Source organism: Candidatus Methylomirabilota bacterium (assembly GCA_035315345.1).
In the GTDB taxonomy this organism is placed as follows: Bacteria; Methylomirabilota; Methylomirabilia; order Rokubacteriales; family CSP1-6; genus CAMLFJ01.
The window spans coordinates 19,597-37,919 of record DATFYA010000145.1 but is presented as its reverse complement, the minus strand read 5'-3'; the positions used below and the strand labels follow the sequence as shown (position 1 = coordinate 37,919).

The window sequence follows — 18,323 nt, the reverse complement described above, 5'->3', positions numbered from 1 at the left end:
CGATGGCGAGGCTCGCGGCGAGGCGCACGCGCTGGTCGTGCCACGGGGACTTCGGCTCCCACTGCTCGACGAAGTCGAGGAAGAAGATGGTATTGGTCCTCGCCGCCATGAGCTTGAGACCCGGCGTCTTGCGCACGTCCTCGGCGATCGGCCCGTTCAGGAAGTAGGCGATGTCGACCTCGCCGCGCTTCAGCGCCGCCAGCCGAGTCGATTCCTCGGGCACCACCTTCAGGACCAGCCGCTTCACAGCGGGCGTCTTGCGCCAGTAGCCGTCGAAGGCCTCGAACACCAGCTCGACGCCCGGCGTGAAGGAGACGAACTTGTAGGGGCCCGCGCCGACCGGGGCCTTCTTGAAACCCTCGTCGCCCACCTTCTCCACGTACTTGCGCGGCACGATCCAGCCCGCGCCGGTGGCGTTGGTATAGAAGGTGAGGAAGTCGGGCCACGGCTGCTTGAGCCGGATGCGCACGTGCGCGGGATCCGGGGTTTCGACCGCGGCCACGCGCTCCTTCATGAGCTTCATCGCGGTGCCGCGGTAGCGCTCCAGCGAGAACTTCACGTCGTCCGACGTCACCGGGTCGCCGTTGTGGAAGCGCGCGCCCTTGCGAAGCGTGAACTCGTAGACGAGCCCGTCCTTGGAGACCGACCACGACTCGGCCAGGCTCGGCGCGCGCGGCTGGCCGGGCATCGGCTTCACCAGCGCGTCGTGCAGCGCGTAGAGGACCATGTACGGCGTGATCATGCCCGGCGTCTCGCCCGGATCGAACCAGGTCGGAGCCAGGGAAACGTGCACCGCATAGGTGATCTGACCCTCGGGCGCGGCGAGGAGCGCCGCGGGAAACACGAGGACGAGGGCCGCCACCAGGATCAGGACGAGAGCGCGCGAGGTCATGGACACGCCTCCTTCGAGCGAGAAGGGTCCGGATCGGGAAAGGTGCGGCCGATTATCCCGAAATCGCTCCAGCTGTCAACCGAGCGCGCGGCCGGAAGTTCACGCGGCCGCCCCCATCCGTGATATTCCTGCGCGGGTGAGTCGCGTCGCTCCCCCGACGGCGGCCCTGGCCGTCCCGTCCGCCTTCGCCTCCATCCTGCGCGAACGCGCCTATCGCCGCCTCTGGTGCTCCGGCCTCTGCGTCAACGCCGCCCGCTGGATGGACCTGGTCCTGCTCGGCTGGCTCGCGTTCCAGCTGACCGACTCGCCCTTCATGGTGGGCCTGGCCGCCTTCGCCCGCTCGGCGCCGCTGATGGTGCTCGGTCCGTTCACCGGCATCCTGGCCGATCGCCTGCACCGCGGCCGCGTGCTGGTCTTCACCCAGGCCCTCGGACTGGCGGCCGCGCTGGCGCTCGCCGCCGTCTTCGCGATGGGCCGCGGCGGATTCTGGCCGCTGGTCGGCCTCGAGGCGCTGTTCGGCGCGCTCTGGGCGATCGACTTCCCGGCGCGGCGCACCGCGCTCTATGCCCTGGTGGGCTCGCGCCGCGTCGCCACCGCGGTGTCGCTGGAGACGGTCTCCATGCAGGTGGCCAAGATGATCGGGCCGGTGGCGGCCGGCATCGGCCTCGCCCGCGTCGGGCCCGCCCCGTGCTATCTGGCCATCGCGGTGCTGTACGCGCTGGGGCTGCTCGCCTTCATCGGGCTGCCAGCCCGCATCGGCGGGCCCGGTCCGCGCGACACGACCTCGATGACCGCGAGCCTCGGCGCCGGCTTCCGGGAGGCGTGGCGCGAGCCGACGATGCGCGCCGTCCTCGTGGTCACCATCCTGATGAACGTGCTGTTCTTTCCGTACCAGCACATGCTACCGGTGTTCGCGCGCGACGTGCTGCGGGTCGGTCCCGAATGGCTGGGCGCCCTGATCGCCGCCGACGGCCTGGGCGCGCTGCTCGGCGCCCTGGCCATCGCCTCGCGGCGCGGCTTCCTGCCGCACGGGCGGCTCTTCGCCCTGTCGGTGCTGGTTGCCCCGTTCCTCCTGCTGGCGTTCACCACCCTGCGCTGGCCGTGGGCCTGCCTGCCTCTGCTGGTGGTGATCGGCGCCTGCGAGTCCGGCTTCGCGGCCATGCAGAGCACGCTGGTGCTGCTCGCCGCCCCCGAGGCCAGCCGCGGGCGGGCCATGGGCATCCTCTCGGCCTGCATCGGGACCCAGCCGGCGGGCACGCTCTGGATCGGCTTTCTCTCGGGCGGGATCGGCGTGCCGGCGGCGATGGCGGTCAACGGGACGGCCGCGCTCCTGGCCATGTTGCCGGCGGCGTGGCCCCTGGCCCGGGGCGCACGTCCGACGACATATTGACCGGACTTACGAAGTACCCTAGGTTTGTGGCCCGAGCGCCCGGTCGCCGGGATGGTCCCGGCGGGTCTCGGCCCGTATTCCGTCGCCCAGGAGGGATCGAAAGATGATGCGTGTCGTACTCGTGCTGGTCCTGGTGGCCGCCGTCGGCCTCGCGCTGCCCGGGACCACCTCGCTCGCCCAGGAAGTGCTCACCAACGACTCGGTGGTGCAGATGATCAAGGCGGGCCTGCCCGAGCCGGTGGTCATCGCCAAGATCAAGTCGACCGCGACCAACTTCGACTTGAAGACCGACTCGCTGGTGAAGCTGAAGCGGGACGGCGTCTCCGACAAGGTCCTGGAGGCGATGGTGGCCGCGGGGCAGGGCTCCTCGACCACCGCGATGCCCGCGCCGCCCGCGGCCGCGATGGCGGCGGGATCGCTCAAGAACCAGGACGTGATCTACCAGCTGGTCGGCGAGAAGTACGTGGAGATGTTCCCCACCTCGGCGAACCTCGAGACCAACATGGCGTTCTTCCAGAGCAAGAGCGAGGTGGTGCTGGAGGGGCGCAAGGCGAAGTTCCGCATCACCGAGAAGCAGCCGGTGTTCCTCAGCACGTACTCCACCACGGACGCCCCGCTGGTGAAGCTGAAGCCGGGTGACGACCACAACGATCGCAACCTCAAGATCGGTGGCGGCGCGTTCCATCCCTTCGGGGGAACCCAGAAGATGGGGGTCCGGAACGAGGACAAGATCGACCTCAACATCGAGCGCGACGCCCGGGGCTTCTACCGGGTGAGCCCGTCGAAGCCGCTGCCGCCCGGCGAGTACGGCTTCATCCTCGCCACCGGCTTCGGCGCCGGCTCGGGCAAGATCTACGACTTCGGGGTGGACTGAGACGGACCCGACCGATGCGCGCGGGCCCCTCGAGCGGGCCCGCGCGCTCGCCCCGCTGCTCGACGACCTGAGCGACCGCATCGAGCAGGAGCGCCGGCTGCCCGAGCCGGTGCTGCAGGGCCTCTTCGACGCCTCCCTGTTCCGTCTGCTGCTGCCCCGGTTCCTGGACGGCGGCGAGGTCGATCCGCCGACCTTCGTCCAGGTCATCGAGGAGATCGCCGGGCACGACGGCAGCACCGCCTGGTGCCTCTGTCAGGCCGCGGGCTGTTCCATGACCGCCGCGTACCTGCCCCCCGAGGCCGCCCGCGAGATCTTCGCGCCGCCGCGCGCGGTGCTGGCCTGGGGGCCGAGCAACGACGCGCGCGCGGTGGCGGTGGACGGCGGCTATCGCATCAACGGCACCTGGAGCTTCGCCAGCGGCTGCCGGCACGCCACCTGGCTCGGCGGCTACTGCCCCATCCAGGAGCCCGACGGCAAGACTCGCCGCCGCCCGGACGGCGCCGCCGACGGGCGGACCATGCTCTTCCCGGCCGCGCAGGCCACCATCGTCGACGTCTGGCACGTCACCGGTCTGCGCGGGACGGCGAGCGACGCGTTCACGGTCACCGACGTCTTTGTCCCGCACGAGCATACCGTCTCGCGAGACGACCCGGCGGAGCGCCGCCATCCCGCGCCGCTCTACTGCTTCCCGTCCGGCAGCCTGTACGCGGCCGGCTTCTCCGGCGTGGCGATGGGCCTCGCGCGCAGCAGCCTCGACGCCTTCATCGCCCTGGCGCGCGACAAGGAGCCGCGCTCCTCGAAGCATCTGGTGCGGGACAGCGCACTGGTTCAGTTCCAGGTCGCGGAGGCCGAGGCCAAGCTCGGCGCGGCCCGCGTGTTCCTGCACGACGCGCTGGCGCGGATCTGGGGCGAGGTCAGCCGGTCGGGACAGCCGCTCAGCCTGGAGCAGCGCGTGCAGATCCGCCTGGCCTCCACGTACGGCATTCACCAGGCCAAGCAGGTGGTGGACACCGTGCACCACGCGGCAGGATCCAGCGCCATCTTCACCAGCAGCGCCTTCGAGCGGCGGTTCCGCGACCTGCACACCGTGACCCAGCAGCTGCAGGGCCGCCAGGCCCACCTCGAGACGGTCGGCCGCTACCTCCTCGGGCTTCCGCCCGACCAGACCTTTCTATAGCCCCGGCGGTCCCGCGCCGGCCCGCCGCGCTGCGCCGTCCGGCGTCCCCGCAGAATTAGGAGCGAAATATTGCCCTGTGTAGAATGAACGTGAGCCTCGAGCCCGGTTCGCTCCGTCGAACAGGAGGTTGCCATCGCTCGACACTCGCGACGAAGTCCTCCCGGTACCCGCCGTGGTGGCCTGCCATGAACGACATTCCGGCCGAAACCCCCCGCGTAGCCCGCGCCTACTGTCCCGCCTGCGAGCCTGACGCCGACACCCTGCACGAGATCCTGGAAGTCCAGTGGTGCAACGTCCACATGCCGCTTCGCGAGGGTGTGGACGACGCCCGGGTGATGTCCGACGCCATGCTCACCGGTAGCGCGGAGGCCGGCGGCGACGAGAACCGCCGGTGGTGCGACGTGATCCACGGCGATTCGAATCGTCATCGCCGGGGACACTGACCGGTCGGATCGCGGCGATCAGATCAGCGGCCAGGGGTAACGGAGGCCGCCGTGGTCGACCGGGAAGTGGCCCGCGCGGAGCAGCCCGCGCGCGCGGCGCTTGAGGCCGCGCACCTCCTCCGGGTCGAGCAGGTCCACGAGCGCCCGCGGCAGCGCGTCGAGCACGCGACGCACGTCCTCGAGCAGCGCGGGCGCGATCGGCTCCTCCCCGAAGTCCCAGATCACCGTTCGAAGCTTCGATTCCGCGTGGAAGGTGAGCCCGTGGTCGATCGCGTAGATGCGGTCCTCGGGCACCCAGAGACAGTGGCCGCTCTTGCGGTCGGCGTTGTTGACGACCAGATCGAAGAGGCAGATGCGCCGCAGCGCCTCGCGGTGCTCGACCTGCTCGAGCAACGTGAAGTAGTGCTGACGGAAGTCGGCGTGCACGAAGAGCTGGAGCGAGCCCTCGCCGAGCGGGCCGTCACGCGGCGCGGTCGGCGGGACGATACCCCACCCGAGCGCCTCCGAGAGCAGGTACGCGGCGATCTCCCGACGATAGAGGCCGGGGGGAAAGTCCCAGAGCGGGCGCTCCCCGCGCTCCGGCTTGTAGACGGCCAGCGCGGTGGTGCCCTCGAGATCGACCTCGACCAGGAAGGTGGCGTTGCTGCTGCGGGGCATCCGTCCCTTGAGCGCCACCTCGCCCCGGGCCAGCAGGTCGAGGGCGACGGCCGGGTCCGCTCGCCCCCCCATCGGTTCTAGCTGCCCGAGAAGCCGGCCGCGGGCTGATCGTTCATCAGCCGGCTCAGTGCTGGACGTGGCCGTTGGAGCGGGGGCACACGTGGCCCTCCGGATCCATGGGTCGGCTGCACACGGGACAGCTCGGCCGGCCGGCCTTCATCAGGTCGTTCGCGCGCTCGACGAACGCGGCGGCCTGGCCCCGGGTGATGCGGAAGCGCGCCATCGCGGGCTGGGGGCCGCTCTCCTCGGCCGTCGCTTCCCCGGCGTCCTCCTCGGCCTCTTCCTGCAGCTCGCTGGCCTCGACCACCACCCGGTCCTGGGCCTCGTCGTACCCCACCGCGAGCGAGCCCACGTCCCACACCGCCTCCACCGGCTCGAGCAGCTCGATGCTGCCTCGCGCGGGCGACGGCGCGCCCTTCACGCGGGCGAGCAGGCCGGTGAGGTACTCGCCCAGCGCGCGCACGTGCTCCTTCTCGACCTTCAAGGTGACGAGGCGGCCGCCCTGCCGCGATTGCAGGTAGAACACGCGCTGGCCGGGGGGCCCCACCGCGCCGGCGGTGAAGTGATCGGGCGAGTCGATCTCGAACGACGGATTGTCGGTCATGCCTTGCCGTCCCCGAGCCAGGCGAGGTCGCCGGTGAGGGAGTTGACGGTGAGGACCGCGGGGCCGCCGCGGCGATAGGACACCACCGTGACGGACGCCGGCGCGATCATGATGCGCTGGAACAGGTCGAGCGGGGTGCCGAGGGCCTGGGCGACCGCCGCCTTGATGGGATCGGCGTGCGAGACCGCCACCACCAGTTGCCCGGAGTGGCGGGCCACGATCTTGCCGAGCGCCGAGGTCATGCGGGCCTGCATCTCGGGAAACGACTCGCCCCCGGGGAAGCGAAAGCTGCTCGGGTTGCGCTGCACCGTCTCCCACTCCGGCCGGCGGGCCGCCTGCTTGAGGCTCAGGCCGGTCCACTCCCCGATATCGAGGTCGGCCAGGTCCCGCTCGATGCGGAGCGCGCGCTTCACCGCCCGTGCGATGGGCTGGGCGGTCTCGCGGGCGCGGGTGATCGGGGAGCAGTAGACCGCCGCCACTTTCGGAAGCTTGCCGATGCGCTCGGCGGCCAGGTCGGCCTGGCGCCGGCCCTCGTCGGAGAGGTGCAGGCCGGGAGCGCGACCGGGGAGCTTGATCCCGGTGGTGGGCGTCAGCCCGTGGCGCACGAGCAGGACGACCGACGCGGCTTCGGCCATCGAGGAGACGGCTAGGAGGCGGCCCGGCGCTTGGTGCGGACGAAGTCCATCAGCACGTACTCGCCCAGGCGGTCGGAGGTCGCGAAGAAGGCGCGGCCGCGATTGATGCGGGTCATCTGCTCGACGAAGGCGGCGAGGGCGTGGCTCTGCTCGAGCATGAAGGTGTTGATGGTGATGCCGTCCCGCGTGCAGCGCTGCACTTCCTTGAGCGTCTCCTGCAGCGTGCGGCGGGTCGGGGGATAGGCGAACTCGGGCTCGGTGCCCTCCATGTGCGCGGTGGGCTCGCCGTCGGTGATCATGATGACCTGCTTGTTGCCGCCCTTGTGCCGGGCCAGCAGCTGGCGCGCGAGCAGGAAGCCCGCGTGCATGTTGGTGCCCACGCTCCACTCGCCGGGGGCCAGATGGGGCAGCTGGGCCGCGGTGAACTCGCGGGCGTACAGCGAGAAGCCCACGATGTAGAGGCTGTCGCGCGGGAACTGACCGCGGATGAGGGCGTTCAGGGCCATCGCGACCTTCTTGGCGGGCAGGAAGCAGCCGTTGAAGATCATGGACCGGCTCATGTCCAGCATGAGCACGGTGGCGGCCTGGGTCTGGGTCTCGGTGCGCGCGACCTCGAAGTCGTCGGGAGCGAGCCGGACCGGCACGCCCGCCCCCTGGCGCTCCACCGCGTTCATCAGGGTCTCGCGCAATTCGAGCAGGAACGGGTCGCCGAACTCGTAGGGCTTCGACTGGTCGGTGCGGTCCCCGCCCGCGCCGCGGCGCTCGATCGCGTGGCCGCCGAAGCGGTCGCGCTTGAGGTGGCCGAAGATGTCGCGGAGGGCCTTGTCGCCGATCTTGCGGATGGCCCGCGCGGTCAGCTCCAGCCGATCGCCCTTTCGCTCCAGGTAGCCGGCCTCTTCCAGCTTGCGGGTCATCTCCCGGAGCCGCTCCAGGTCGCGCTTGGCCTCCTCGCCCAGGAGCTCCTCGACCTGCTGCGGGTCGATCTTCTCGAGGTCGTTGGGATCACGCACCTTCTGGATCTGCCGCTCCAGGTCGTCGAGCTGCCGGAGCTCGTCCATCAGCTCCATGGCCTGCTTCATGGTGAGGTCGTCGTCGCCCCGGAAGTTGTAGCGGCGGCCGTCGGGAGGCGGCATGAGCTGGGAGAGGTTCATGCCGAGCTGCCGCAGCTCCGCCTCGAGCCGCTCGTCCTGCATGAACAGCGACTGCATCATCTCCTGGAGCTGACGGCGCTGGCCGCCCGACATGCTCGACAGCAGCGACTGCATCTGCCCGGCCTGCCGGGCGATCTGCTCCATGAGATCGTCCAGGCTCTCCGCGCCCGGGAAGTGGTCGCCCCACTTCTGCTTGAACGCGTCGAAGTCCGGCTCGCGTCCCTCCGCGCGGTCCTGGAGCATGCGGTTGAGGTCGCGCAGCATCTCGCGCAGGCGCTCGAGGTCCTGGGGAGTCATGTTGCCGAGCGCCTTCTGCATGTTCGAGAGGAACGGCTGCAGCATCTGCTGCTGCAGGCCCTTCATCAGCTCCCAGAACAGACGATGCGCATCGGGATCCATGAACTCGTAGTTCTGCAGCCCCTGGATGCGCCCGGCCGGCGACTCCGGCATCTCGTCGAGCGTCTTGCGGTGCTCGGCGGCGGCCTTCTCCATCGCCTCGCGAAACGACTCGGGGGCCTCGCCCTTCTGGGCCCGCTCGCGGGCGTCGGCGACCCGCCGGTCGATGCCCTCCCGCTCGGTCTTCAGGATGGCGTCGAGCTTCTGCTTGATGTCGTCGAGCACCGACGAGAGGTCGTAGCGGTCGAGCTGCTGCTGACGCTGTCGCCGCAGGCGGTTGAGCAGATCCTGGAGCCCGGGCAGGTTCGCCCCGTCCGGGTTGCGGGCGCCGCGCTGGAAGAGCCGCCGCAGCGCGCTCCACGGATCGCCGTCCGACAGGAGATCGTCGGACATCGCGTCGAGCAACTGGTCGGCGTCGAGATCGTCGATGCGCTGGGAGCCGTCCCAGCGCGAATACCAGGTCGGGGCCACTAGCGCCTCACGCGACCCGGTAGCGCGCCTGCCCGGCCTGCACGTCCTTGTTCAGCTTCTTGCTGAGGTGCAGGCCTTCCAGGACGAACTCGACCGCCGCGGCCACCGTGGCCGGGTCCTGCGCGCCGAGCTTGCGCACCGCCGCCTGCAGGGGACGCACCTGGCCGAGATGACGCAGGTACGACTCGGAGGGCATGGTGTCGGAGACCTCGATCTTGAGCCCGTCCTGGAAGGCGCCCACCACCTCGTCGAGCTCGCCCGAGCCGAAGCTGCGGTTGAACACGTTCAGCAGCGCGCGCTGCATGATCTTGGCGAGCACCTTGTCCTCGGTGGACTCGCCCAGGCTCTCCAGCTCGATCTTGCCCCCGGTGGACGCGCTGATCGCGCCCAGGTCGCTCACCCGCGGCACCGCCACCGCTTCCCCGAGCCGGAGGGCGCGCTTGAGCGCGCTCGACAGGAGGTTCTCGTAGTTGCAGATGGTCACGCGCACCGAGACCCCGGAGCGCTGACTGATCTCGGGCGAGCGGCGGGCCAGGTGGGTGACCTCGGCCACCAGCTGCTTCATGAACTCGGGGCTCTTCGTCTCGAGACCGGCGTCGGCGTAGCTGGTCCGCTCCGCCTCCATGATCGCGATCTCGTCGTCGACCCGGCGCGGATAGTGGGTGCGGATCTGCGAGCCGAAGCGGTCCTTGAGCGGGGTGATGATGCGGCCGCGGTTGGTGTAGTCCTCCGGGTTCGCGCTGGCCACCACGTAGAGGTCGATGGGCAGCCGCACCTTGTAGCCGCGGATCTGCACGTCGCGCTCTTCCATGATGTTGAGCAGGCCGACCTGGATGCGCTCGGCCAGGTCGGGCAGCTCGTTGAGCGCGAAGATGCCGCGATTGGTACGGGGCAGGAGCCCGTAGTGGATCGTCAGCTCGTCGGCGAGATAGCGGCCCTCCGCGACCTTGATCGGATCCACCTCGCCGATGAGGTCGGCGATGGTGATGTCGGGGGTGGCCAGCTTCTCGCCGTAGCGCCGGTCGCGCGGGATCCAGGCGATCGGCGCGCGATCGCCCTGCTCGGCCACCCGCTGGCGGCACGCCGAGCAGATCGGCGCGAACGGCTCGTCGCTGATCTCGCAGCCGGCCAGCGCGGGCATCTCCTCGTCCAGGAGACCGACGAGCAGCCGCGCCATGCGAGTCTTGGCCTGGCCGCGCTCGCCCAGGAACACGATGTCCTGGCCGCTCAGCACCGCGTTCTCGATCTGGGGCACGACGGTCTGCTCGTAGCCCACGATACCGGTGAACAGTCCCTCGCCGCGGCGGATCCGGGCGATCAGGTTGTCGCGCAGCTCCTGCTTGACCGTCCGCGGCGCGTATCCGCTGTCGCGCAGCTCCCGTATCGTGCTCGGCTTCGCCATGAGGGCTCCCTTCGCTGTCGTGGGCTCACTATGCGGCGGCCCCCGCCCGCTGTCAATCCGACGCGCCGCCGCGCGACGGCTTGACTTGCGCGATGGCCACGCCCACGATGCGGTCATGCTCAGCCGTGCGTGCGCGGCGCGGTGGAGCCGGCTCACGCCGGTCATGCTGCTCGCCCTGCTCGTTTCGCTGGCGGTGGGCATCGTATCCGACGACGTCTGGATCCCCGCGCCCGAGCTGGACGGCGACGCCGGGCTCGACCGACCGGCAGACGAGGCGGTCGGCGCCCGTATCGATCCGCTCGCCCCGCGGCCGTCTCGGCGATGGCGGCAGCTCGTGGCCGACGATGCGGTTTCCTCCGGCTCGATCGCCGTCACTCCCACCGATCGCGCGCCTCCTCGCGTCTGACGTCTCGCGCTCCGTTCCCGTCGCTGGCCGCCCACCATTCATTGCGAGGAGAGCCGACCCATGAAGACCGTGCTGATGTCGATCGCCGTTCTGGCCTTTACCGTGACGCCCGCGCTCGCCCACGAGTGCCCACTGCTACACCGCCAGGTGATGGCCGCCGCCGAGGATCGGCTGGACGATGCGGCCTACAAGGCCAAGATGCTGGCCGCCGAAGGTGCGGCGCTGCACAAGGCCGGCCAGCACGACGCCTCGGTCGCCAAGTACGAGGAGGCGGCCAAGGCCATGAGCATCACGCTGACCCACAAGGCGAAGTAGACCGCCTACCGTCAGGACGCGCTCCGGGGGCCGGCGGGCTCTCGGGGCGATGTCCGCGGAGGCAGCAGGTAGCCGACGAGCAGCGCGTTGAGGTTGAGCAGCAGCAGCTTGTTCCACGCCACCGACGCGGCCAGCGCCCGCGCCGGATCGCCCATCTCGTCGCGAAAGATCGCGGCGAGCGCGGTCTGGGTCAGGCTCATCGCGGCCACCATGAACTGCGGCGGGATGCGGCCGCCCGGGCCGTAGTCGCGGTGGCTGTGGGCGATGCCCATCGAGAGCAGGTAGTACGCGTATTCGTGGGTGAGCGCGGCCTGGGCGGTCTCCCGGAGCCACCGCGCGAGGCTGTGCTTGCGGCGATCGATGCGGGCGCGATCGGGAGCCCCGTCGGGCCCGAGGAAGAAGCGCGCGGTCGCCGGGAAGCGAAGGAAGTGGTCGTAGAGCGCGGTGGTCAAGGCCTGCTCATTCTCGAGAACCGCGGGCGCGCTGGCGCGGATCGCCGCGGCGTCGCCGTCGCCGAAGCCGACGAAGTCGGCCAGCTCGCGCAGATATCCCTCCATGTCCGCTCCCGGGGGCACGCGCGGATCGTCATTGGCGCTCATGGGCACCCTCCTGTCCGCGTGCGATAATACCGCCCATGCGCGCCCGGATCGCGTCGGTGATGCTGGCCGCGGCGTTGGCCGCGGCGGTCGGGGCCTGCTCGTCCGCGTCATCGGGCCTGCCGTACAAGCCGGAGGTCCAGCCGCCCGGCGCCACGGTCTCGGCGGCCTACACGATCGTGGGTGACCGGCTGCGCGTGGAGATCGACGGCGGCGGCCGCCGGCTCGAGCGGGCGCAGATCGTCACGCCCGACGGCGGCGTGCTGGAGGCGCAGACCATCGAGTACACGCCGGCCCCCTACAGCGGCGGAAGCCCCGTCGGGCTCAGCTTCGGCATCGGGGGGTTCAGCGGCGGGGGCGGCAGCGGGGTCGGCACGGGCGTCGGCGTCTCCACCGGCGGTGTGGTGGGCGGCGGAGGCTCCGCCGACATCGCGTCGAACATCGCCTCGTTCCCACTCTCCCAGGCCGGGCCGGCTCCGTGGCGGGTACGCGTCACGCTCCAGGGCATTCCGCCGGCCGACATCCTGGTCGGCGGCCCGCTGACACCTCCCCGCTGAGCCGCTCCCGCCGCGGCGGTCAACGGCGCCGTCGCTCCTCCATCTCCTCGAGCGTGCGCGGCCAGTCCTGACGCAGGAGCCGCGAAAGGGCACGGTCGGCCAGGAGGCGGCCGCCGGTCTGGCAGCGCGCGCAGTAGTTGGTCTCGTTCTCCGCGTGCACGATGCGCTGCACCGGCGCGCCGCAGTCGGGGCAGGGCTTGCCGTAGCGGCCGTGCACCGCCATGTCGGGGCGGAAGGCGGTGACGCCCTCCGGGAACTCGCCGCCCGCATCCTGCCGCAGCCGATCGATCCAGTGGCGGAGCGTGGCCTTCGTCGCGTCCAGGAGCCGGGCGATCTCCTCCTCGGTCAACGCACGCGTCATCCGCACCGGGGAGAGGCGCGCGCGGTGCAGGATCTCGTCGGAGTAGGCGTTGCCCACCCCGCTCAGGATGCGCGGATCGGTCAGCGCGCGCTTGAGGGTGTGGGACTCGGCGGTGAGCGCCGCGCCGAAGGCCGCCACGTCGGCGTCGAGCGGCTCGATCCCGCCCGGATCGTGCTCGGCCAGCGCGGCCTCGCCCCGCACCAGGTGGATGGCGGCGCGGCGCTTCGATCCCGCCTCGGTGAGGGTCAGGGTGCCGGTCGAGAAGTCGAACGCGGCCAGGCCGATCTTGCCGGGCACCCGCGCGCCCGATTCCTTCCAGTGGAGCCGGCCCGCGATCATCAGGTGGATCACCACGAAGTGATCGCCTTCGAGCACGATCACGAGGCGCTTGCCGAGGCGCCGCAGGCGCGTGACGGTGCGGCTGGCGACCTCGGCGGGTGCAGGATCCACCGAGCGCAACACGAAGGGATTGGCGAGCCGCAGGCCGAGGAGCCGCGCGCCGAGGATGCGCCCGTGGAGGGCCTCCAGATAGACGGTGACGTCGGGAAGCTCGGGCATGGGGGTCGAGCCGTCAGTGTACCCGGCCCTCCCGCGGCGCAGCCAGCGCGCGGTCCGGAGGAGCACCCGCTGTGGTACGGTGCGGGGCATGTGGCCCAGCCCTCCGGTCGCCAAGCGGGTGCCGAAGGTCGACACCGTCCACGGCGACGTGCGGGAGGACGACTACTTCTGGATGCGCGAGAAGGACGACCCCGAGGTGACCGCGTACCTCACCGCGGAAAATGCCTACACCGACGCGGTGATGAAGCCGACCGAGGCCTTCCAGGAGACCCTCTACGCGGAGATGCTGGCGCGCATCAAGGAGGACGACCAGACCGTCCCCTACCGGCGCCGCGGGTTCTTCTACTATTCGCGTACCGAGAAGGGCAAGCAGTATCCGATCCTGTGTCGCAAGGCCGGGAGCCTGGAGGCGCCGGAGCAGGTGATGCTCGACCTCAACCGGCTCGCCGAGGGCCACCCGTTCCTGGCGCTGGGCGCGGCCGCGGTGAGCGACGACGGCCGGCGGCTCGCCTACACCACCGACGTGACCGGCTTCCGCGAGTTCACGCTCCACGTGAAGGACCTCGAGACCGGCGCGCTGCTGTCCGACCGGGTCGAGAAGGTGAGCGCGCTGGCGTGGGCCGCGGACAACCAGACGCTCTTCTACGTGACCGAGGACGAGGCCAAGCGGCCGTACCAGCTGCACCGCCACCGGCTCGGGGTCGCGGTGGCCGATCTCCTCCTGGAGGAGACGGATGCGCTCTTCCGGCTGCACGTGGGCCGGTCGCGGAGCCTCGCCTACCTGTTCGTGATCTCCGGCAGCTTCACCAGCACCGAGGTGCGCTTCTGCCCGGCCGACGATCCCGCGGCGGCGTGGCGCACGATCCTGCCGCGCGAGCGGGACCACGAGTACCAGGTGGACCACGGCCGCGGGCCGGACGGCGACGTCTTCTACATCCGCACCAACGGCGGCGGCCGCCGGAACTTCCGCCTGGTGGTCACCCCGGTGGACGATACGCACCCCGGGCGCTGGCGCGAGCTGATCGCCCATCGCGACGACGTGATGCTGGAGGAGGTGGAAGTCTTCGCCGATCACTACGTCGTCCAGGAGCGCGAGGACGGGCTCATCCGGCTGCGCATCACCGAGGCCCGCGCGGGCGGCCATCATCACGTGGAGTTCCCCGAGCCCACCTACGAGCTCGACGCCGACGCCAACGCCGAGTTCGAGACCGGAGCCTACCGCCTGCGCTACCAGTCGCTGATCACGCCGGCCTCGGTGTTCGACTACGAGATCGCGGAACGCCGGCTGCTGCTCCTCAAGCAGGCCCCGGTGCTCGGCGGCTACGACCCGGGGCAATACCGCTCGGAGCGCATCCACGCGGTCGCCGCCGACGGCACGCGCGTTCCGATCTCGCTGGTGCGCCGCGCCGAGATCTCCTCCGACGGATCGAGCCCGATGCTGCTGGCCGGCTACGGGGCGTACGGCTTCCCGTATCCGGCCGGCTTCTCCTCGAACCGGCTGAGCCTGCTCGACCGCGGGGTGACGGTGGCGATCGCCCACATCCGCGGCGGCGGGGAGATGGGCAAGCGGTGGCACGACGACGGCCGCATGATGCACAAGCGCAACACGTTCACCGATTTCGTGGCCGCGGCCGACTTCCTCGCGCAGAGCCGCTACACCGCCGCCGACCGGCTGATCATCGAGGGCGGCAGCGCGGGCGGCCTCCTGATCGGGGCGGTGCTCAATCTGCGTCCCGACTGCGCGAGCGCGGCGATCCTCCGGGTCCCCTTCGTGGACGTCATCAACACCATGCTGGACGAGTCACTGCCGCTGACGGTGGGCGAGTTCGAGGAGTGGGGCAATCCCAAGATCCGCGAGCAGTACGACTACATGAGGACGTACTGCCCGTACACGAACCTGGCCGCGCGCCCGTATCCCGCGCTGCTCGTGAAGACCTCGCTCAACGACAGCCAGGTGATGTACTGGGAGCCGGCCAAGTACGTGGCCCGTCTGCGCGCGATCGGGAGCGCGGCGGTGCCGCCCCTCTTCAAGGTCAACATGGAGGCCGGACACGGCGGGTCCTCGGGCCGCTACGACTATCTCCGCGAGATTGCCTTCGACTACGCCTTCGTCCTCACGCACCTGTCCGCCTTCCTGCGGCCGGGGCTCCTGCCCGCGCCGCCCGACCTGTCCGCCGCGGGCGACTGAGAAGATCCCCACCGCGGCGCTCGCTCCCGCCCTTCTCGACTACCTCCGCTCGGCCCTGCCCGCGGCGACCCTCGACTACGCGGAGCCGCCGACCGCGATCAGCGGCGGCTACGACACTCGGATCTTCGGCTTCCGTCTGCGCGGCGCGCCCGCGGCATGGTCCGGCCCGCTCGTCCTGCGCGTGTTGAGCCCGGCGCAGGATCCGGAGCGGGCGCTGAGGGAGCGCGCCATCCAGAACGCCCTGGCCGGGCTCGGCTACCCGGTGCCCCGCGTGCTGGCCGCCCGCGCCGACCGCGAGCCGCTCGGCGCCGGCTTCCTCGTGATGGAGCGCGCGGCCGGGCGCCCGCTCCTCGAGGCCCGGCCGTGGGGCGTCAGCGCCGCGCTGGCCGACATGCACCTGCGTCTGCACGCGCTCGACGCCGAGATATTGCTCCGCGCCCTCGACGACGAGGGCCGCGCGGCCGGCGGCGGCTTCGACCGGCGCGCGGTCGCTTTGGGTACCCACCTGGCCGCGCTCGAGCGCCGCATCGGCGAGGGCGCGCTCCCCGGCCTGTCGTCGGGCCTGCGATGGCTGCTCGACCACCGGCCGGCCGGCGGGGCATCCGTCATCTGCCACGGCGACTTCCACCCGCAGAACCTCCTCGCCGTCGGCGGCCGCGTCGGCGCGGTGCTGGACTGGCCGAACGTGCTGGTCGCCGATGCCGAATGCGACGTGGCGGCCACGCTGGTCATCCTGCGCCTCACGCCGATCGAGCTGTTCCCGGTGCCGTCCGCGCTGCGTCCGCTCCTGGCCGGGCTGCGCTCGGTCATGACCGCACGGTATCTCGCGCGCTACCGTCGCACGCGGCCGCTCGACGCGGCGCGCCTCGCCTACTACGAGGCGGCCGGCTGCATGCGCGGGCTCGTGCGGGCGGCGGAAGCCCGGCGGGCCGGCTCCGACAACGCGCTCGACACGTCGTCCTTCGCGGAGCGGCTGGCCGCGCGGTTCACGCGGGTGACCGGCGTGGCGGTCACGCTGCCGCCGGCCCGCGGATGACCGTGCTACCATTCGACGCGGCGGCCGACCCCCTCGCCCCGGAGGCCTCATGAACGCGACCGATCTCGCCTACACGCCCGCGACCGAGTTGATCCCGCGCATCCGCTCGAAGGCGCTCTCGCCGGTGGAGCTGACCCGCGCGGTGCTGGAGCGCATCGAGCAGGTCAACCCCACGATCAACGCGTTCTGCACGGTGACCGCGGACGCCGCGCTGGCGTCGGCCCGCGCGGCCGAGGACGCGGTGATGGCCGGCGGCCGCCTCGGTCCGCTCCACGGGATCCCGGTGTCGATCAAGGATCTGGCGCTGGTGCAGGGCGTGCCCGCGAAGTTCGGCTCGCACGTGTTCGCGCAGCGGGTGGGCGAGGTGGATGCCCCCTTCGTGCGGCGGCTGCGGGAGGCGGGCGCGATCCTCGTGGGCAAGACCACCACCCCCGAGTTCGGCTGGAAGGCGCTCGGCGACAGCCCGCTCACCGGCATCACGCGCAATCCGTGGAATCTCGGGATGACCTCGGGCGGATCGAGCGCGGGCGCGGGCGCCGCGGCGGCGGCCGGGTTGGGCCCGCTCCATCAGGGCTCGGACGGCGCGGGCTCCATCCGCGTGCCCGCGGCGTTCTGCGGCATCTACGGGCTCAAGCCCACGTTCGGCCGCGTGCCCATGTGGCCGGTCTCCAACACCGACTCGGTCTCCCACGTGGGGCCCATGACCCGCACGGTGGCCGACGCCGCGCTCATGCTGGGCGTGATGGCGGGGCCGGACGACTGGGATCGCCAGTCCCTCGACGCGCCGCCGGCCGACTACGCGGGCCGGCTCGGAGACGGTGTGCGCGGCCTGCGGGTGGGCGTTAGCCTCGACCTCGGGTGCCTGCGCGTGGACCCCGAGATCGGAGACGTGGCCAGGCGCGCCGCGCTGGCCTTCCAGGAGCTGGGCTGCGTGGTGGAGGACGCCAAGGTCAGCCTGCCCGACACCCGCGAGATGATCCACCTCATGTGGAACGCGCACTACGCGGGCAACTACGCCTCGTTCCTCGATCGGTTCCGCTCGCGCATGGACCCCGGGCTCGTGGCGGCGCTCGAGGACGGCCGTCGCTACAGCGCCGAGGAGTACGTCGTGATGCGCGGGCGCAAGCACGGCTACTGCGACGCGGTCCGCGCGCTCTTCGACACCTACGACCTGCTGCTGACCCCGACGGTGTCGGTGGCCGCCTTCGAGGTCGGCCGGCTCAATCCGGCGCACTACCCGCAGCATGCGTGGGACTGGTTCCCGTGGGCGGGCTTCAGCTACCCGTTCAACTTCACCGGCCAGCCCGCCGCCACCGTGCCCGCCGGGTTCACGTCCACCGGCATGCCGGTGGGCCTGCAGATCGTCGGGCCGCGACTGGCCGACCTGCGCGTGCTGCAGGCCTCGGCCGCCTTCGAGGGGGCGCGGCCGTGGGCGCAGCAGCGGCCGGCGCTCGGCTGACCGGCGGCCGGCGCGGGACCCGATGAGCGCGTCGCGTCCGTACGACGTCATCACCTTCGACTGCTACGGCACCCTGATCGATTGGGACGCGGGCATCCGGGGAGCCTTCGAGCGCGCGATCGCGGAGACCGGCGACGCGGTCTCTGCCCGCCGCGCGCTCGAGGTCTACGAGGAGGTCGAGGCGGAGGTGGAGGCCGAGCGATACCGGCGATACCGCGAGGTGCTGGTCGAGACCGCGCGGCGGGTGGCGACCCGGCTCGGCTGGGCGCTGCCCGAGTCGAAGGCCGGCTTCCTGCCCGAGAGCCTGCCGTTCTGGATCCCGTTCCCCGACACGAACGCCGCGCTCGAGCGGCTGTTCAAGGCCGGCTATCGGCTCGGGATCCTCTCGAACGTCGACGACGATCTGCTCGAGGGCACCCGCCGACATTTCACGGTGCCGTTCGATCCGATCGTGACCGCGCAGCAGGTCGGCTCGTACAAGCCGGCCCCCGGGCACTTCGTGACCGCGCGGCAGCGCCTGGGCGGCGCGCGCTGGCTCCACGCGGCGCAGAGCCACTTCCACGACGTGACGCCGGCGCGACATCACGGGGTGCCGACGGCGTGGATCAACCGCAAGCGGCTGGCGCGCGGAGAGCCGCGGCCGGATCGCGAGCTGTCCACGCTCACCGAGCTGGCCGACTGGCTGGCCTAGAGGA

General features: G+C 71.3%; 19 protein-coding genes. 11 read left to right on the top strand and 8 right to left on the bottom strand.

The annotated features are described in order from the left end of the window. Positions 1-892: ABC transporter substrate-binding protein (locus VKN16_19405; protein HME96377.1), on the bottom strand; the 892-nt coding region annotated here is incomplete at its 3' end. A 136-nt stretch (positions 893-1,028) separates the two neighbouring features. Between VKN16_19405 and VKN16_19400 the strand changes: the two genes are divergently transcribed. From VKN16_19400 to VKN16_19385, 4 genes are all read left to right on the top strand, one after another. Continuing rightward, positions 1,029-2,282, top strand: coding sequence for an MFS transporter (locus VKN16_19400; GenBank protein HME96376.1), 1,254 nt, complete (start codon positions 1,029-1,031; stop codon positions 2,280-2,282). A 103-nt stretch (positions 2,283-2,385) separates the two neighbouring features. Further along, positions 2,386-3,156, top strand: a complete 771-nt coding sequence (locus tag VKN16_19395) for a hypothetical protein (GenBank protein HME96375.1) — start codon at positions 2,386-2,388, stop codon at positions 3,154-3,156. A gap of 109 nt (positions 3,157-3,265) precedes the next feature. Then, positions 3,266-4,333 carry an acyl-CoA dehydrogenase family protein gene (locus VKN16_19390; GenBank protein ID HME96374.1) on the top strand — a complete coding sequence of 356 codons (1,068 nt, stop codon included), beginning with the start codon at positions 3,266-3,268 and terminating at the stop codon, positions 4,331-4,333. A 185-nt stretch (positions 4,334-4,518) separates the two neighbouring features. Beyond that, complete coding sequence (locus VKN16_19385; protein HME96373.1) at positions 4,519-4,776, top strand: hypothetical protein; 258 nt, start codon at positions 4,519-4,521, stop codon at positions 4,774-4,776. Positions 4,777-4,794: 18 nt separating this feature from the next. Here VKN16_19385 and VKN16_19380 read toward each other — a convergent pair whose 3' ends face one another. Genes VKN16_19380 through VKN16_19360 form a run of 5 tightly spaced genes read right to left on the bottom strand, consistent with a single transcriptional unit; the run spans position 4,795 to position 10,152 of the window. Continuing rightward, the gene (locus tag VKN16_19380; protein HME96372.1) at positions 4,795-5,505 is read right to left on the bottom strand and encodes an SCO1664 family protein; all 711 of its coding nucleotides are present in this window, start codon (positions 5,503-5,505) and stop codon (positions 4,795-4,797) included. A gap of 52 nt (positions 5,506-5,557) precedes the next feature. Next, positions 5,558-6,097, bottom strand: coding sequence for a DUF3090 family protein (locus tag VKN16_19375; GenBank protein ID HME96371.1), 540 nt, complete (start codon positions 6,095-6,097; stop codon positions 5,558-5,560). After that, complete coding sequence (locus tag VKN16_19370; GenBank protein HME96370.1) at positions 6,094-6,732, bottom strand: histidine phosphatase family protein; 639 nt, start codon at positions 6,730-6,732, stop codon at positions 6,094-6,096. The genes VKN16_19375 and VKN16_19370 overlap by 4 nt, the downstream gene beginning before the upstream one ends. Positions 6,733-6,743: 11 nt before the next feature. Further along, positions 6,744-8,750: a VWA domain-containing protein gene (locus VKN16_19365; GenBank protein HME96369.1), complete on the bottom strand. Its 2,007-nt coding sequence runs from the start codon at positions 8,748-8,750 to the stop codon at positions 6,744-6,746. Positions 8,751-8,757: 7 nt separating this feature from the next. Then, the gene (locus tag VKN16_19360; protein HME96368.1) at positions 8,758-10,152 is read right to left on the bottom strand and encodes a sigma 54-interacting transcriptional regulator; all 1,395 of its coding nucleotides are present in this window, start codon (positions 10,150-10,152) and stop codon (positions 8,758-8,760) included. Positions 10,153-10,267: 115 nt separating this feature from the next. On the opposite strand from VKN16_19360, the gene VKN16_19355 reads away from it, so the two are divergent. Continuing rightward, entirely contained in the window at positions 10,268-10,558 is a 291-nt protein-coding gene (locus VKN16_19355) for a hypothetical protein (GenBank protein HME96367.1), read from the top strand. Positions 10,559-10,618: 60 nt separating this feature from the next. Continuing rightward, the gene (locus VKN16_19350) at positions 10,619-10,873 is read left to right on the top strand and encodes a hypothetical protein (GenBank protein HME96366.1); all 255 of its coding nucleotides are present in this window, start codon (positions 10,619-10,621) and stop codon (positions 10,871-10,873) included. A gap of 11 nt (positions 10,874-10,884) precedes the next feature. On the opposite strand, the gene VKN16_19345 is transcribed toward VKN16_19350, so the two are convergent. Then, positions 10,885-11,472, bottom strand: a complete 588-nt coding sequence (locus tag VKN16_19345; GenBank protein HME96365.1) for a protoglobin family protein — start codon at positions 11,470-11,472, stop codon at positions 10,885-10,887. A gap of 35 nt (positions 11,473-11,507) precedes the next feature. Between VKN16_19345 and VKN16_19340 the strand changes: the two genes are divergently transcribed. Beyond that, on the top strand, positions 11,508-12,026 hold the full coding sequence (locus tag VKN16_19340; GenBank protein HME96364.1) for a hypothetical protein: 519 nt from the start codon (positions 11,508-11,510) through the stop codon (positions 12,024-12,026). Positions 12,027-12,045: 19 nt separating this feature from the next. Here VKN16_19340 and VKN16_19335 read toward each other — a convergent pair whose 3' ends face one another. Then, a complete protein-coding gene (locus VKN16_19335; protein ID HME96363.1) occupies positions 12,046-12,945 on the bottom strand; it encodes a DNA-formamidopyrimidine glycosylase family protein in 900 nt (299 codons plus the stop codon). A gap of 88 nt (positions 12,946-13,033) precedes the next feature. Here VKN16_19335 and VKN16_19330 point away from each other — a divergent pair, with 88 nt between their 5' ends. Genes VKN16_19330 through VKN16_19315 form a run of 4 tightly spaced genes read left to right on the top strand, consistent with a single transcriptional unit; the run spans position 13,034 to position 18,319 of the window. Then, positions 13,034-15,133, top strand: coding sequence for a S9 family peptidase (locus VKN16_19330; protein ID HME96362.1), 2,100 nt, complete (start codon positions 13,034-13,036; stop codon positions 15,131-15,133). Beyond that, entirely contained in the window at positions 15,036-16,169 is a 1,134-nt protein-coding gene (locus tag VKN16_19325; GenBank protein HME96361.1) for a phosphotransferase, read from the top strand. The genes VKN16_19330 and VKN16_19325 overlap by 98 nt, the downstream gene beginning before the upstream one ends. Before the next feature lie 49 nt (positions 16,170-16,218). Continuing rightward, positions 16,219-17,628: an amidase gene (locus VKN16_19320; GenBank protein HME96360.1), complete on the top strand. Its 1,410-nt coding sequence runs from the start codon at positions 16,219-16,221 to the stop codon at positions 17,626-17,628. A gap of 22 nt (positions 17,629-17,650) precedes the next feature. Continuing rightward, on the top strand, positions 17,651-18,319 hold the full coding sequence (locus VKN16_19315; protein ID HME96359.1) for an HAD-IA family hydrolase: 669 nt from the start codon (positions 17,651-17,653) through the stop codon (positions 18,317-18,319). Positions 18,320-18,323: the final 4 nt, after the last annotated feature.